The sequence below is a fragment of the Nocardia sputorum genome (assembly GCF_027924405.1).
Taxonomy (GTDB): domain Bacteria; phylum Actinomycetota; class Actinomycetes; order Mycobacteriales; family Mycobacteriaceae; genus Nocardia; species Nocardia sputorum.
In genome coordinates this window covers 3,106,667-3,122,122 of sequence record NZ_AP026978.1, presented here as the reverse complement: position 1 = coordinate 3,122,122, position 15,456 = coordinate 3,106,667, and the positions used below count along the sequence as shown (strand labels likewise).

14 protein-coding genes and 1 pseudogene are annotated in these 15,456 nt (G+C 67.1%); 9 read left to right on the top strand and 6 right to left on the bottom strand.

Annotated elements, in window-relative coordinates:
• Positions 1–37 precede the first annotated feature (37 nt).
• Entirely contained in the window at positions 38–496 is a 459-nt protein-coding gene (locus QMG86_RS14300) for a winged helix-turn-helix transcriptional regulator (protein ID WP_281880062.1), read from the top strand.
• 175 nt (positions 497–671) lie between these two features.
• Here QMG86_RS14300 and QMG86_RS14295 read toward each other — a convergent pair whose 3' ends face one another.
• Entirely contained in the window at positions 672–1,895 is a 1,224-nt protein-coding gene (locus tag QMG86_RS14295; RefSeq protein ID WP_281880060.1) for a cytochrome P450 family protein, read from the bottom strand.
• Between the two features lie 224 nt (positions 1,896–2,119).
• Here QMG86_RS14295 and QMG86_RS14290 point away from each other — a divergent pair, with 224 nt between their 5' ends.
• On the top strand, positions 2,120–2,476 hold the full coding sequence (locus QMG86_RS14290; protein ID WP_434086181.1) for a hypothetical protein: 357 nt from the start codon (positions 2,120–2,122) through the stop codon (positions 2,474–2,476).
• Positions 2,477–2,576: 100 nt separating this feature from the next.
• On the opposite strand, the gene QMG86_RS14285 is transcribed toward QMG86_RS14290, so the two are convergent.
• The gene (locus QMG86_RS14285) at positions 2,577–3,197 is read right to left on the bottom strand and encodes a TetR/AcrR family transcriptional regulator (RefSeq protein WP_281880059.1); all 621 of its coding nucleotides are present in this window, start codon (positions 3,195–3,197) and stop codon (positions 2,577–2,579) included.
• 231 nt (positions 3,198–3,428) lie between these two features.
• On the opposite strand from QMG86_RS14285, the gene QMG86_RS14280 reads away from it, so the two are divergent.
• From QMG86_RS14280 to QMG86_RS14260, 5 genes are all read left to right on the top strand, one after another.
• The gene (locus QMG86_RS14280) at positions 3,429–4,355 is read left to right on the top strand and encodes a metal-dependent hydrolase (RefSeq protein ID WP_281880058.1); all 927 of its coding nucleotides are present in this window, start codon (positions 3,429–3,431) and stop codon (positions 4,353–4,355) included.
• An 11-nt stretch (positions 4,356–4,366) separates the two neighbouring features.
• Complete coding sequence (locus tag QMG86_RS14275) at positions 4,367–5,527, top strand: DUF7802 domain-containing protein (protein WP_281880057.1); 1,161 nt, start codon at positions 4,367–4,369, stop codon at positions 5,525–5,527.
• Positions 5,528–5,640: 113 nt separating this feature from the next.
• Entirely contained in the window at positions 5,641–6,096 is a 456-nt protein-coding gene (gene msrB / locus QMG86_RS14270; protein ID WP_281880056.1) for a peptide-methionine (R)-S-oxide reductase MsrB, read from the top strand.
• Positions 6,097–6,140: 44 nt separating this feature from the next.
• Positions 6,141–6,608: a peptide-methionine (S)-S-oxide reductase MsrA gene (gene msrA / locus QMG86_RS14265; protein WP_434085684.1), complete on the top strand. Its 468-nt coding sequence runs from the start codon at positions 6,141–6,143 to the stop codon at positions 6,606–6,608.
• A gap of 243 nt (positions 6,609–6,851) precedes the next feature.
• Complete coding sequence (locus QMG86_RS14260; RefSeq protein WP_281880054.1) at positions 6,852–7,403, top strand: DUF2165 domain-containing protein; 552 nt, start codon at positions 6,852–6,854, stop codon at positions 7,401–7,403.
• 31 nt (positions 7,404–7,434) lie between these two features.
• Here the strand turns inward: QMG86_RS14260 and QMG86_RS14255 are convergent, their stop codons facing one another.
• The gene (locus QMG86_RS14255) at positions 7,435–10,338 is read right to left on the bottom strand and encodes a UPF0182 family protein (RefSeq protein ID WP_281880052.1); all 2,904 of its coding nucleotides are present in this window, start codon (positions 10,336–10,338) and stop codon (positions 7,435–7,437) included.
• 481 nt (positions 10,339–10,819) lie between these two features.
• Here QMG86_RS14255 and QMG86_RS14250 point away from each other — a divergent pair, with 481 nt between their 5' ends.
• Positions 10,820–13,051 carry a glycoside hydrolase family 3 C-terminal domain-containing protein gene (locus tag QMG86_RS14250; protein WP_281880050.1) on the top strand — a complete coding sequence of 744 codons (2,232 nt, stop codon included), beginning with the start codon at positions 10,820–10,822 and terminating at the stop codon, positions 13,049–13,051.
• 15 nt (positions 13,052–13,066) lie between these two features.
• On the opposite strand, the gene QMG86_RS14245 is transcribed toward QMG86_RS14250, so the two are convergent.
• A complete protein-coding gene (locus tag QMG86_RS14245) occupies positions 13,067–14,362 on the bottom strand; it encodes a YhgE/Pip domain-containing protein (protein WP_281880048.1) in 1,296 nt (431 codons plus the stop codon).
• A gap of 65 nt (positions 14,363–14,427) precedes the next feature.
• On the opposite strand from QMG86_RS14245, the gene QMG86_RS14240 reads away from it, so the two are divergent.
• On the top strand, positions 14,428–15,027 hold the full coding sequence (locus QMG86_RS14240; RefSeq protein WP_281880047.1) for a TetR/AcrR family transcriptional regulator: 600 nt from the start codon (positions 14,428–14,430) through the stop codon (positions 15,025–15,027).
• A gap of 22 nt (positions 15,028–15,049) precedes the next feature.
• Here the strand turns inward: QMG86_RS14240 and QMG86_RS14235 are convergent, their stop codons facing one another.
• Both QMG86_RS14235 and QMG86_RS14230 read right to left on the bottom strand, forming a co-directional pair.
• Positions 15,050–15,196 carry a DUF1059 domain-containing protein gene (locus tag QMG86_RS14235; RefSeq protein WP_159840470.1) on the bottom strand — a complete coding sequence of 49 codons (147 nt, stop codon included), beginning with the start codon at positions 15,194–15,196 and terminating at the stop codon, positions 15,050–15,052.
• Positions 15,197–15,280: 84 nt separating this feature from the next.
• Positions 15,281–15,436, bottom strand: a pseudogene (locus tag QMG86_RS14230) (2,3-dihydroxybiphenyl 1,2-dioxygenase); the annotation flags it as partial.
• Positions 15,437–15,456: the final 20 nt, after the last annotated feature.

Below are 15,456 nucleotides of genomic sequence, written 5' to 3'. Positions count from 1 at the left end.
AGTGCGTATACCACCGCGCGGTAGGAAGGAAAGGCCGATGCCGACCAGGACGGCAGCCCAGCGACGGGCGCAGGAGAAGCTGGACTACGACGCGTTCTTCGCGCAGTGCCCCAGCCGTCAGCTGCTCGACCGCATCTCCGGCAAATGGGTGGCGCTGGTGCTGGCCGCGCTGGGCAGCGACGGTCCGCACGCCGAAGCGGAGTGCGCGGGCCAGCCGCGAGCGCTGCGATATTCCGAGCTGTCGCAGCGGCTGGCCGGGGTCAGTCAGAAGATGCTCACCCAGACCCTGCGCTCCCTCGAGCGTGACGGGCTGCTGACTCGCACGGTCACACCGACGGTCCCCGTCACGGTCACCTACGAACTGACCGACCTGGGGCTCTCGCTGCACGAGATCATGCGCGGCGTCAAGGTGTGGGCGGAGAGCCATATGGACGAGGTGCTCGCCAATCGGGAGAGATACGACACCGCATCCCCCACGCCGGAAGCGGTGAGCTGACTTCGAGCGCCGTCCTCATGCCCCTCGACTGCTGTGATGGCGGAGAACGCTCAGTCGGTGAGGGCTATGCGCATGCGTTCACCACGCTGTCCACTGACGGAATGTGCGCGCGACGCGGCAAGCGGCACCGTGCGAGTCCGTAGACCCCCGGACCGGTCGCCGCGTCGAGCAGGACTCACTTCTTGTCGGCACCCAGTTTGATCGGGATCGAGAGCGGGCCGACCGTGAAGAAGGACGGCGAGTACGGGATCTCGGCGGGGTCGATGGCGAGCTCGAGGTCCGGCAGCCGCCGATAGAGCGAGGCGAGCGCGAGCCTGCCCTCGAGACGGGCCAAGCCGGCGCCGATGCAGTAGCGCGGGCCGTGGCCGAACCCGAGATGTCCGCCCCGCTGGCGCCGGGTGATGTCGAACTCGTTCGCGGTCTCCCCGTACTCCGCCGGGTCGATCCCGCAGGCTTGGTAGGCGACACCGACCGCCTTACCCTTGGGGATGGTCACACCGCCAACGGTGACTTCCGTCAGGGTGAACCGCCAGCTCGTCATCATCACCGAATGGCGGTAGCGCACAGTCTCTTCCACCACATCGGCCCAGCGGTCCTCCGCCTTGGCCAGGGCGAGCTGATCGGGGTGTTGCGCCAGCGCCAGGATGGCGTGTCCGAGCATGTGCACCGTGGTCTCGTGGCCGGCCACCAGCATGATCCACAGAACGGCGACCAGTTCGTCGGCCGTCAGTTTGTCGTCCTGGTCGCGCGCTTGCACCAGGCCCGTGGTGAGGTCGTCGCCGGGCTCCGCCTGCTTCCGGTCCGCCAGCTCGTACAGGTAGGTCATCAGCGAGTTCTGGGTCGCGAACGCCTCTTCGGGCGGCGTGGTGTGCGCCAGCAGGGTAGCCGTCCAGCGCCGCAGCCGATCCCGCTCCTGTTCCGGCACGCCGAATAGCTCGCAGATCACCGCCATGGGCAGCGCCTCGGTGAAGGTGGGGACCAGATCGACGCCGTCACCGGCGGCCACCACCTCGTCCAGCAACTTGTCGATGATCTGTTGCACGCGCGGCTCCAGCGCCTGTACCCGGCTCGGCGTGAACGCCTTGCTGATCAGGCCGCGCAGGCGCCGGTGGTCGTCGCCGTCCTTGGTGGACAGATGGTCGCCCTGCACGACGGCGCGCAGCGGCCAGTCCTCCGGAATCGAACCGTCGTGCAGGGCGGGCCAATGCTTCGGATCCCGCGCGAATGTCTTGTTGTCTCCGGCGAGGATCTCGCGTACCGCGTCGTGCGTCAGTGCGAGGTAGGCGGGTACGCCGCCGGGAAATTCCACCTCGACCACCGGCGCGATCTCCCGGAGCCGGATACAGGTGTCCAGCAGATCCTCGTTCGCCGCGGGGAATGCGGGCAGGCTGGTTGTCATCGGTTTCCCTTCTGTGCGTTCGCCTCCGGCCGTCGTGACGACGGTCGTGCACGAGTATCGAGCCGCGCTCACCGGGCGGGCCGACCAATCGGCGATTCCTGCCTCCAACCAGAAGCCGGGCGTCGCAAAACGGAAATATGGTGCGCTTCCCCACTCCTGGATCGAGCTCGTCTTCGCGGTAGCGATTAGGGTGACGGTGTTCGCCGGATGTTCGGGAGGAAGTCGTGGGATCGAAGACGGTGGCGGGACGCGCTGTACATGCGGTGAACGCCGGAGTGGCCGCCCTACTCGGCGCGCCGGTGCTCGGGCGGCTGCTGGGCAGGGGATTCGTGGTGATCACCTATGTGGGCCGTCGGTCCGGGCGAACATTCAGCACACCCGTCAACTACTGGCGCAAGGGAGACGGGCTCGTCATCGGAGTCGCTATGCCGGACAAGAAGACCTGGTGGCGCAACTTCCTGGGCGAGGGCGGACCCATCACGCTGCATTTGCACGGCGTGGATAGGCGCGGACACGCGGTAGCTCGACGCGATGAACGCGGCCGTGTCTTCGTCAACGTCCGCCTCGACGACAAGAGCTGACCGCCACGTCCCCATCGGGCACCGGAAGGGGCCACCGCGAGACGCCCCGGTTCGTTGCCGCCGCTGTGCGCGCGGCGATACTCTGCGACGATCGCTCCGGCTACACGCTCGCCGAGGGCTTCATCTGGGCGAGGATCGCGGCCCCCATCCACCGTCGGAGATAGCGCCGCAGGTCGTCCTCTCCACGCGGCGGATTGCCCGGGGAAATGAAGAACGACTGCATCGTGCGCAGAACGTACTCGACGAGTTCGTGCAGCGACTCGTCGTCGTACCCGTAGCGCGCCCAGTCGACGTCGAAGCGTTTGATCATCGTCATCCCGAAGGCCTGCGCCTCCTCTGAGGTCAGGCTCTCCGGGTGCACGTTCGAGTATGTGCTCGACAACAAGATGCCGAGATGCGGCGTTCGGCGCACCTCGGCCAAGGTGTACACCACGCCCTCGGTCATCGCTTCCACGGCGTCCTCGATACCGCTGACCTGCTGGGTCAGCCGATCGAGGAAACCGTCGACCGACGCCATCGCCGCGGCCGTCATCAGCGCGTCGGCGCTGGGAAAGTATCGGTAGACCGTCTGCCGGATGACCCCCAGCGACTCGGCGACGTCGGCGATGCTGATCTCCGAACCCGTCCGCCCGATCAGATCGACCGCGGCGTCGACGATGCGGCGAGAGGCTTCCTCGTCGTCCTTCGGCGGACTCCCGCCCCACCCGCGCCTTCCTGCCACTGCCCGCTTCCTCGACTCGAAGCCCGTCGCTTGCGAACCCGCTGGATGGAGCGCCTGCCGACCATCCGGATCAAGGGCTCGACCGTATCACAAGGCGATCGCGCCCCGGGTCGACGCGTCGATTCTGATCATACACTCGGACAGTTGTGTGTATGATCAGCTCCACCACGGCTCGGCGCATCCGAGTGGTGCCGCCGGACCGGTTCATTTCGAAAGTCGAGGTATAACCACGTGACCGATCTGCAAGTCCGGAAGATGCGCTTCGCATTCGCGGACTACGACGTGCCCTTCCTGTGGAACGAAGAGAACCCGGCCTTCTCGTCCATGGCCAACGCGGTGTCCTTCCTGGCGATCGGCTTCGAGAAGATGATCGTCAACATGATCCGCGAGGCCATGCCGCTGATCACCGATCCGGAGGTCGCCGAGGAAGCCGACGCGTTCGTGCGCCAGGAGGGGCAGCACTCCACCGCGCACCGCCAGCACGCCAACGCTTTGATCAGGCGCTATCCGGGGCTGCAAGAGACGCTCAACGAAGTGATCGGGGAATTCGATCGCCTCACCGTGAACACTCCGGTCGAATACCGGCTCGCTTATACCGCCGATCTGGAGGCGACCTTCACCCCGGTGTTCAAACTGATGCTGGACAACGACTCGACCCTGTTCCGGCCGGGAGACGACCGCGTGGCGTCATTGTTCATCTGGCACTTCGTCGAAGAGGTCGAACACCGCAGTTCCGCGCTGATCATTTTCGATTCTGTCGTCGGAAGCGACGTGTATCGCATGCGGATGGCGCCGTCGATCTTCCGTCACGTGATGAAGGTCATCAGGGTCGCCTGCGCAGGCTTCAACAAGCATGTCCCCCTGGAGGAACGAAAGGTCGACGCCTTATCGATGTTCGCGACGTACCGGCGCGGGCAGAAGCTGCGTAAATGGTTGCCGTTTCTGCACGCGGAAGACAACGGCCCGATGCCGCGCGCGTTCGACCATCTCCCGCTCGGCGAGCAACTCGTGGCTCTCGTGGGCATCATCCGCAGCCAGCTGCCCAAGCACAACCCGGATCACGAGAAGCTGCCCGCGCTCGCCGACGTGTGGTTCGAGCGTTACGAAGCCGGCTACGACGTCTCACATTGGTACACCGCCGACGCGGTCGCGCGCTAGGAGCCGGACCGATGGCTGATCATTGCGCACCCACCTTCGACCGGCTCGCCACGGCGCTCGGCTTCTCATGCGAGGAGGCGGGCGGACCGGTCGAGATACGAAACCCGTTCGCGTTGGAGAACTGGACGCTGCCCGTCCTCGAATTCACCATCGTCCTGGGCGCCATCCTCGCGCTCGTCTACGCGATCGTGCGATTACGCCGCCATGGCGACCCCACCAATCTGGTGCTCTGGTTCGGCGCGACCGCGTATCTGTTCATCATCGAGCCACCGCTGTACTTTCCCGCGGCGTTCGGCATCGACGCGCACGTCGACACGATGTTCGCGCACAACCTGTTCACCGTGGAATTCCTCTGGGGTCGATTACCGCTCTACATCATCGCGATCTACCCGTTCATGGCTACGCTGGCGTTCGAGATCGTCAGGATGCTCGGGGTATTCCGGCAGTACGGGGTTCTCGTCGGATCCGCGTGCGTGGGTTTCGTCCACCACGCGTTCTACGAGATCTTCGACCATCTCGGCCCGCAGTTGCGCTGGTGGGAGTGGTCGACCGACAACCCGATGAATCAGCCGATGTTCGATTCCGTGCCGCTCCCGAGTGTGGTCGTGTTCGCCGCCTTGTGGCCGATGTCCCTCGCGTTCTGCGTCCAATTGTTCGTCGGCCGCCACGTCGACCGGGGACGAATCTTCTCCGGCCCGCAATTGGTAGGGCGCACGATCGTCATCGGCGTACTCGCGTCGTTGGGCACCGCCGTGCTGCCCATTCCCGCGACGGTATTCGGCATGGGTAGCACGACTGTGCGCGGAATTCTCTACGCCGCCGAACTGGTCGTCGTCACCGTTGTCGCCGTCGTCGTTCTCTGCGGCCAATGGCTACGGCTACGGCGCGACGCGGCGGACGCAGTGCCCTATCGGAACGACTTCATCCGTATTTGCAGCGCGGTGTACCTGTGCGTGATGGCTTTCCTCTGGGTGACCGCGTTGCCCGATTTCTTCGGTGCCGTCGACGGGGTGACCGGCGAAGGAGACCCTATCGGAAATCTGTGGTACACCCTCGCCTGCTTCGTCGTCGCGATCTTCTGCCTGTTCGCCGTGTTCACGGTGCCGCGGAGAATGGCACCGGAAAGCGCTGCTCCGGCAGCCGCGGAAGCCACCGTGAGCCCCACGGCGTAGCCGCGAACCGAACCGCCGGGCACGGGCGGCCGCAGCGGGGTGTGACGCCCGGCTCGCCGGGATTTTCCGGCCGGGCGCGCGGGTTGTACCTGGGGCCGATATGAGGAGGTCATGTGGCACGGGAGTACAACCGGAATCCTGCGGCGGTCGCCGCCTTGTCCCCTGAGCAGTACCACGTCACTCAGGAGAACGGGACCGAGCGGGCGTTCACGGGCGAGTACTGGGACAACCACGAGCCGGGCATCTATGTGGACGTGGTCTCCGGTGAACCGTTGTTCGCCTCGGTCGACAAGTTCGACAGTGGCACGGGATGGCCGAGTTTCACCAAACCGCTCGAAGCCGGGAACGTGGTGGAGAAGCGGGACTTCAGTCATCTGATGGTCCGGACCGAGGTGCGTTCGGCGTTCGGGGACAGCCATCTCGGGCATGTGTTCACCGACGGTCCCCGCGCGGCGGGCGGCTTGCGGTACTGCATCAATTCGACAGCGCTGCGGTTCATCCACCTCGACGACCTCGAGGCGGAAGGCTACGGGCAGTACAGGACTCTCTTCGCGAAGGAGGAGGCGTGACCGACACGCGGAAGGCGATTCTGGCCGGTGGATGCTTCTGGGGCATGCAGGACTTGATCCGCAAGCAGCCGGGGGTGGTGTCGACGCGCGTCGGCTACACCGGTGGGCGCAACGACCATCCCACGTACCGCAACCACCCGGGCCATGCGGAGGCCGTGGAGATCGTCTACGACCCGGCCCGGACGGACTACCGGGAATTGCTGGAGTTCTTCTTCCAGATCCACGATCCGACGACGAAGGACCGTCAGGGCAACGACATCGGGACCAGTTACCGTTCGGCGATCTTCTATCTCGATGACGACCAGCAGCGGATCGCCCTGGACACCATCGCCGACGTGGACGCCTCGGGCCTGTGGCCCGGCAAGGTGGTCACCGAGGTGACGCCGGCGAGCGAGTTCTGGGAGGCCGAGCCGGAGCATCAGGACTACCTGCTGCGCTACCCGGACGGCTACACCTGCCACTTCCCGCGGCCGGGATGGAAGCTGCCGAAGCGGCAGACCACCGCACAGTAAGACGGACAGCTCGGCGGGATCGCGCCCCCCGCTGAGACGTTCGAGCCCGCAGTATGCGACTGCGTCACCGTGCCCGGTGGCGCAGTCGCCGCGTTTCCGGGCTCGGACGCGATCCGGCTCCCCCGCTGTGGGGAGAGACCGCGTTCGGCGGCCTATACGATCGTCGACGCCTTCAAGTCCGGACATCCATGCCATCGACCCGAGGTAGGCCAGATGATGCGCAGCGGCGCAAAGGTTCTCGATGTGGTGGGCAGCCGTCGGATGGCGGTGGCGACACTGGCCACCATCACCGGCTTCTACTACCTGTTCGTCGCGTTCACCAACTGCGTGGACACCGACACCAACCGCAACGGCGTGGCGGCGGTGCTGTCGATGAAGGCGACCATCCACAATCCGGGAACGGACTGGCGCGCGATCACCAACGGTAATGTCGCGCTCGTCGCCTACATCCTGGTGGTGATCTGGGAGTTCTTGATCGCCTTCGTGCTGCTGGCCGCGGGAGCCGCGTGGGTGCGGGCGCTGAGCGGACGGCCGCGCCGGATCCGAGCCGGACTCGAGGTGGCGGCGAAATTGTCGAGCCTGGGCTGGACCATGGCGGTGATGCTGTTCGCGGGCGGGTTCCTGACCGTCGGCGGCGAGTGGTTCCGCATGTGGGCCAATGACGACGTGAACGCGTCGTCGGCCGCGTTGCAGAACTTCCTGATCGCAGGCGTCGGCCTGATCCTCGTCCACCTGCCGGACGCGCGGCCTGCCCCGTCCGTCGAAAGCGCCTCGGCCGCAGCCGAATCCGAGTAGGGCCGCAGTCGACAGGTCCAGGACGCGAACGTCAGCGACCGTTGCGCTCGAGTTCGTTGAGCTGCTTCTGCAGACGTTCCAGGGCGGCCCGGATTTCGTCGATCTGCGCGTTGAGTTCGGCGATCTTCGCGCGATCCGGCGGTTGCGCCTGCGCGGGCGGTTGCGCTGCCGGCGGCGGCGCGGGCTGCTGACCTGGCGGCAGTGGCGCGCCTGGGCCGCCGCCGGGTGGTGTGGCGAGCCGGCCGGTGCCGGGACCGAAGACCTGGTCCAGCGCCTCGGCGAGGGTCGGCGCGTAGCCCACCAGGACGCCGCCCGTGCCGGGTTCGCGGTAGCTGACCAGCACTCGCGCCAGCTGCGGGAACGTCGAGGCGTTCGGTGCGGTCGAGATCCGCTCGGTGAAAAGCGGTTCGGCGTAAAGGACGCCGCCGTCGGCGATCGGCAGGGTGAGCAGGTTGCCGTACTGGATCCGGTTCGAGCGCTCGAGCAGCGTCCGCTCGGAGGCCACTCTGGTGTCGGAGATCATCGAGTTCTGGATCTGCTGCGGGCCCTGGGTGAGCGTGTCGGTGGGCAGCTGCAACACGCTGATCTTGCCGTAGTTCTCGGGGTCGGAGCGGACCGAGACGTAGGCGGAGAGGAATTCCCTGTTGTATCCGACCATCGCGCTGGCCAGCCGGAACGACGGTTCGGCGCTGCTCTGATCGCCGATCAGGACGTAGAACGGGGGTTGGTGCGGGTTGGTTTCCACGGTGGGGTCACTGGGGACCGACCAGAAAGCGTTGGTGGTGAAGAACTCTCGCGGTTCGTCGACGTGGTATTTGGCGAGCATCTCCCGCTGGATCGTGAACAAGTCCTCCGGGTACCGGAAGTGGGCGCGCAACTCCGGAGTGATCGCGTCCTCGGGTTCGACCGTGCCGGGGAAGACCTTCATCCACGCCGCCAGGACGGGATCCTGTCGATCGACCTGGTACAGCGTGACCGTGCCGTCGTAGGCGTCGACGGTGGCCTTGATGGAGTTACGCACGTAGGACACCTGACGGGGAGACCCGCGGGGGTTGTCGTCCCCCGGTTCGAGGGCTTCCAGCGAGCTGCGCTTGGCGTAGGGATAGCCGTCGATCGCGGTGTACGCGTCGACGATCCACACGATGCGGCCGTTCACGACGGCTGGGTAGGGGTTGTTGTCGGTGGTCAGCCACGGGGCGACGAGTTCGACGCGATGGCGCGGATCGCGATTGAAGATGATCTTCGACTCGGGACCGATCGCCTTGGAGAAGATGATGTTGCGTTCGGTGTACGTCACGGCGAAGGCGAGGCGGTTGAGCCAATTCCCGATCGGCACCCCGCCCGCGCCGGTGTAGGTGTATTTGGTGGTGTCGGTGTCGTACTCCCGGGGCTCGGCGCCGCCGCCCACGATGGCGTAGTCCGGACTGGCGTGGGCGATCACTTCGCCGAAATACACCCGCGGCTGATCCACTCGGATCACTTGATGACCGGACGCTTGCGACGCGATGTCGCCGACCGCGTAGATCGGGTACCCGCTGTTGCTGCTGGCGGCGTCGCCCGCGGCCTCGCGGACCGCCGCGTTCACCCGGTTGGCCGGTGCGGCGACGAATCCGTTCCCGTGCGTGTAGACGGTGTGCCGATTGACCCAATGGCGCTGGTTGCCGCTCAGCGCGCTCGGGGTCAGCTCGCGCGCCGCGACCACGTAGTCGCGTAGTTGCCCACCGATGCGGTAGCGGTCCAGATCCAGATGCGGTGGGAAGCTGTAGAAGTTCTTCAGCTGTTGCTGCTGGGTGAACGTCCGGGAGAGGACGTTCGGGTCCAGCAGGCGGACGTCGGCGAGCGTGGTGACGTCCGCGGGGACCTCGGACGGCGGCTTGCTACCGACGCCGGAATATGGCTGGTACTCGACTCGATCGCCGCCGATCCCGTACGCCTGCCGGGTGGCCGCGATGTTGCGTTCGATGTACACGCGCTCCATGTCGGCGGCGTTCGGGCGGACGGAGAACTGCTCGACGGCCCACGGCCAGACGGCGCCGACCAGGATCGACGACAACAGCAGCAGCGCGGCGGCCATCGCCGGAATCCGCAAATCGCGCACGACGACGGCGGCGAAGACCGCCGCGGCGCAGATGAGGGCGATCGCGAAGAGAATCAGGCGAGCCGGAAGCACCGCGTTGATGTCGGTGTAGCCCGGTCCCGCGAAGGTGGGCTCCTTGCTGCGGCTGGAAAGCAGCGAATACCGGTCGAGCCAGTAAGCGATCGCCTTCAAGAGGATGAACGCGCCGGCGAAGATCGCGAGCTGGACGCGGGCCGAGTGGGTCAGGCCGCCCGCTTTCCTGGACAGCCGCAGTCCGCCGAGCAGATAGTGCGTCACCAGCCCGGCGACGAAGGCGAGGACGACGGCGATGAACAGCCAGTTGACGACGAATCGGTAGAAGGGCAGGTCGAAGACGAAGAACCCGACATCGTGACCGAATTGCGGATCCGACACACCGAAGGACCCGCCGTGCAGGAACAGTTGGATGGTCATCCAGCTCGACTGCGCGGCCAGGCCGCAGATGAGCCCCACCGTGGCGGCGACGCCGAGACCGAACCGCAGCGGCCGCCGGAGCACCGCGGCCCGATACGGGCGGAGGCTGTCTTCTTCCTCGGACTCGGGAACGAACAGCGGGCGGAATCTGAACGCGAGCCACATCGCCGTGAAAAGGACGCCACCGATGAGCAATGCGATGACGAGGAACACCGACAGCCGCGTGAGCAGCACGGTCAGCCAGACACCACGGAATCCGACTTCGCCGAACCACAGCCAGCCGACATAGGCCCTGATCAGCCGGGGAACGACCAGCAACGACACGACGAACACCGTGGCGGCGATCACCAGCACCCGGGTGCTGCGATGCAACCGCCGCAGGCTGGGGCCGTCGCGCGCGCTCATCTCCCACTCCCGTGGCCGCCGCCCGGCCGAGCGAGGGACGGCCGAGGCGAACCACCAAGCCCGATACTACCGGGGGCGGGTCGCAGCATCGTGCCCGATCACGCACGGGTTCGCGGGCCGCGAACGATCCGGCCGGCGCGGCCGCGAGACCGTCGTGCACGACCTTGCCGACAGCCGGGTGCGCCAGGTTTCGGCGGCCACGTGGTCGGCCATGTCCACGTCCGAGTCGTACAGCCATTGCGTCTGCAGTCCGTCGAGCAGAGCCATGGCGAGCACGGCGCAGCGATCGGGGTCCCAGATCTGCCGACAGGCGGCCCGCTTCGCGGAGGTCGGCGACAGCGCGGGCGAGGGCGTCGCGGACCGTGCGGTAGCGGTCGCGAGAATACTCGTGGGCGGGTGGCCAGGCGGGGTCGCTTCGACGGAGAAAGGGCGTAGAGCTCGCATACTGTTTTCGGTACCGGTCTCGACCCGAGGAGCCTCGATGACGAGCGAACCCGACCTCACCGATCTGTCCCCGGAGCAACGCGCCGCGCTCGGCAGCGGCGCCGACTTCTGGACCACCAAGGCGATCGGTCCCGTCATCTCGGTGACCATGACCGATGGCCCGCACGGTGTGCGCAGGCAGGCCGGCGCGACCGATCACCTCGGGTTGGCCGCGAGCCTGCCCGCCACCTGCTTCCCGCCCGCGGTCGGGCTCGCGCAGAGCTGGGACGCCCAGTTGGTGCGCCGAGTGGGCGCGGCGCTGGGCCGGGAGGCCCGCGCACTGGACGTGGACGTGCTGCTCGGGCCAGGAGTCAACATCAAGCGCGATCCGCGCGGGGGCCGCAATTTCGAGTATTACTCGGAGGATCCGCTGTTGACCGGTCTGCTCGGCGCGGCATGGGTGACGGGTGTGCAGGGCACCGGAGTGGGCGCCTCCCTGAAGCATTTCGCCGCCAACAATGCCGAACACGACCGGATGCGGTCGAGTTCCGACGTGGACCCACGCCCGCTGCGCGAGATATACCTGCGCGCGTTCGCCCACATCGTGCGCACCGCCCGGCCGTGGACGGTGATGTGCTCCTACAACCGGATCAACGGTGTGCCCGCCGCGCAGAATCGATGGCTGCTCACCGACGTGCTGCGTGGCGAATGGGGATTCGACGGCGCGGTGATCTCGGACTGGGGTGCGGTGGCCGACCGTCCTGCGGCCGTGACGGCCGGCTTGGATCTGGAGATGCCGGGCGGCACCGGCATCTCCGACGCACGAGTGGTCGCGGAGATGGCGTCGGGCACACTGGACCCGGCCGACGTCGACCGCGCCGCGCGGAACGTTGCGACACTGGCGGCACGGGTCGCAGCCGGACGCGAGCAGGACGAAACGCGGTACACCGCGGACGAGCACCACCGCCTGGCCCGAGAGGTCGCCGCACGCTGCGTGGTGCTGTTGCGGAACCACCGCGGCCTCCTGCCGCTCGCCCCGGGGCGCTCGGTCGCCGTGATCGGCGAATTCGCGGTGGAACCGCGATACCAGGGCGGCGGCAGCTCGCACGTCACCCCGACCCGGCTCGATGTGCCGCTCGACGAGATCCGCGCGCTCGCGGGCGCCGGAACCGTTTCCTACAGTCCCGGATTCACCACGAACCGCACCGACACCGACCACGACGCGCTGCGCGCGGACGCTGTCGCCGCAGCCCGGGATGCGGACGTGGCGATCCTGTTCCTCGGCTCGGCCGCCGCGCAAGAATCCGAAGGATTCGACCGAGAGCACCTGGAGCTGCCCGGTGAGCAGCTCGAACTGCTGGACGCGGTGGTGCGAGCGCAACCGGACACGGTGGTGGTCCTCGCGCACGGCGGCGTGGTGCGGCTGGCCCCGGTAGCCGCCCTCGCGCCCGCGATCCTGGATGGCGGGCTACTCGGCCAAGCCGGGGGCGGCGCACTCGCCGACGTGTTGTTCGGCGTGGTGAATCCGTCGGGACGGCTCGCGGAGACCGTGCCGATGCGGTTGCAGGACACCCCGGCCTATCTGAACTTCCCCGGCGAGCATTCGCACGTGCGCTACGGCGAGGGCCTATACGTGGGCTACCGCTGGTACGACAGCCGGGATATGGACGTGTGCTATCCGTTCGGGCACGGACTGTCCTACACCACGTTCGACTACTCCGACTTGACCCTCGAGGCAGACGAAGCGGGGATCACGGTCCGCGTCGGCATCACCAATACGGGCTCGCGCGCAGGCCGGGAAGTGGTGCAGGTGTATACGACGCTGCCCGGCTCGCCCGTCGCGCGTCCTGCCCGCGAACTGAAGGGTGTCGCAGTCACCGCCGAACTCGAACCCGGTGCGCGCGAAGAGGTCTCGTTGCTTCTTCCGCGAGACGATCTGGCCTGTTGGGACACTCGGGTCGACCGCTGGGTCGTCGAAGGCGGCGCCTACCAGGTGTGGGCGGGCGCGTCCAGCCGTGACCTGCGCGCCACCGCGTCGATCGACGTCGCCGGAGACGAACTGCGTATCCCGATCACGGCGGAGTCGACGCTCGGCGAGGCCTTGGCCGATCCGAAGGCGGCGGCCGCGCTGGCCGAAGTGTTCGGCGGCATGTCCGCGAGCATGGGTGACGCGACGGCGCTCGGCGTGGACATGATGCGGATGATCGCCTCCATCCCGCTCGACCGCCTCACCGGCTTCGGCGTCGACCCGGAGCGGCTGGACGCGCTCCTGGCCGCCGCCGACGACTGATCACCCGGTTCCGACTCACCCGGCGACAGCGGGCGCACCCACGACCGGAGCGCTGCCGGGCGCTGTCGCGCGGTGCAGTCCGCGGCGGTCGTAGGCGTAGGTGGCCGTGACACCGAGCGCCAAGCCGATGCCGAGACCGAGCAACGTCATCCACAGCCCGGCACCGAAACCGGCTTCGGCGCGGGCATCGAAGAAGAGGATGGCGCGCACGGCCAGGTAGATCTGGTGCATCGGTTCGAAGGCGGCCAGCTTCGCGATATAGGCGGGCGTCGCCTCCAGCGGGACCGTGGCGGCCGACGACGGCAGGCCGAGGACGACGAACAGGATCAGGTTGACCAGCAGTCCGGCGGTCCCGAATGTGGCCAGGACGGCCAATGCGGTCACGCCGACGGCGACGATGGCGAGGATGCCGTAGAGCCACAGCAGCAGTGGGTTGTCCAGCGGAACCCGCAGCACCGCGGCCACGGCGAGGAATATCCCGGACAGTATCGGCGCCGCGGTGATGATGACCGCCCACTTCACCAGCAGAGTGCGGAGCCGGGAGATCCCGGTGGCGGGCGGGTGGACGAACCAGGGGCCGTACTCGGTGGGAGTGAATCCGAGGACGGAGTCGACGAGCGTGTGGATGATCATGGCTCCGGTGAAGCCCGCCAGCAGCAGGATCAAGGTGTAGAAGAAGGCGACCAGGCCTTGGCCCGCCCCGTCGTCCATCGGACGATACGGCGCGGTGACGATCTGCACCGGGTCGGCGAGCATCAGGCGGGCGGCGCCACTGACCTCGACCGGCGTGCCCGGCCCCGCGGCGAGGGCGGAGTTCACCTGGTCGGTCAGGTTCTTGCCGACGGTCTCGTCCACCTGGCTCAGCGCACGATCGGCGATGCGCTGCATGATGCCGGTCGTGTAAGGGCCGATCCGCGGGTTGGTGTTGATCGTGATCACCGGGCGCTCGATCTGCCCGGGCACCACGGCGCCCGCGCCCAGGATCGCCAGCCGCTTGGTGAAATCGGACGGGATGACGATCGCGCCGTAGACCTCGCCCTGCTGCAATTGTTTGCGCGCCTCGGCGATGCCGACGACGTGCAGGTCGATCTTGTCCGCCGGCATACCCGCGACCAGTGCGTCGGTGACCTGGGCGCCGACATTGGCGGGCTTGCCGTCGAGCGTGTCGCCGACGTCTTGATTGACCAGGGCGATCGGAAAGTCGTGCAGGTTCTTCTCGGTATTGCTCGCGTAGCCGAGGTACATCGTGCCCAGCAGCGCCGCGAAGACCGTCAGCACTGCGATCGGGGCGGTGAAGGTCCGAACCGTCATGCGAGTCAATGTAGTCACTGCCTACAAAGTAGGCAACGCCTACATTTTGTTATCCTGCATACACCATGCCGATCACTCGAAGCCGGTCCTACCACCACGGCGACCTGCGGGCCGAGCTGCTCCAGCGTGCCGAGGCGACGCTGCGCGAATCCGGCGTCGACGGCCTGTCACTGCGCGGACTGGCCCGTGACGTCGGAGTCAGTCACGCCGCTCCGACCCGGCATTTCAAGGACAAGCAGGCGCTACTGGACGCCATCGCGGTGTCCGGATTCCAACGTCTCGCCGCCGCCTTGGAGCAGACGGCGGCCGCGCGTTCGGCCGACGGGCACATCCGGGCCCTCGCCCGGACCTATCTCCATTTCGCGACCGAGAATTCGGAACTCGTCGCGTTGATGTTCGCGCGCAGGCACAGCCCCGCCGCGGGTGATGCGATGTCCCGGGCCGTGGACGCGGCGTTCGCGACGCCGGTCGCGCTCATCACCGAAGCGCAGAAGCGGGGAGAAGTGATCGCGGGCGATCCGCGGCGCATCGCGCTGTCCGCGGTCGCCGCGCTACAAGGTCTGGCCACCTTCGTCGGCTCGGGGGTGATCGCCGCGGAGACCGCCGACGAACTGGTGGACGAAACCACCACCCACATGATCGAAGGCCTGCGCCCGAGAGCGTGAGTCCGAGCGCAGCCCTCGTCGCTCAATACGCGATGAACAGGATTTCGTCGCGCGAGTACTCGTGCCCGGGGTGGTTCTCCGCCAGGTGGGCTTGCGTCTTGGCCACGAGATCGTCCTCGTCGGTTCCGACGATCCGCTCTCCGCAGGGGCAATTGAGATTTCGCTTCATCAGCGTCCTTCCTCCTCGAATCGACAGTCTAGGACGCCGCCGCGTGGCAGACCCGCCGAGTCAGCCGCGCGACCATTCGTGGCCCTAGTAGCTGTCGGCGGTGATCTCCTCGGCGCTGTAGGTGGATTCGTCGACCAGCATGCCCTCGGTGCCGTATTCGAGATCCCAGCCACCGGGCGGGCGGACGTAGAAGGAGATCATCTTGTCGTTGGTGTGCCTGCCGAGCGTCGACGACAGCGGGCAGCCCGCGCGCATGACGA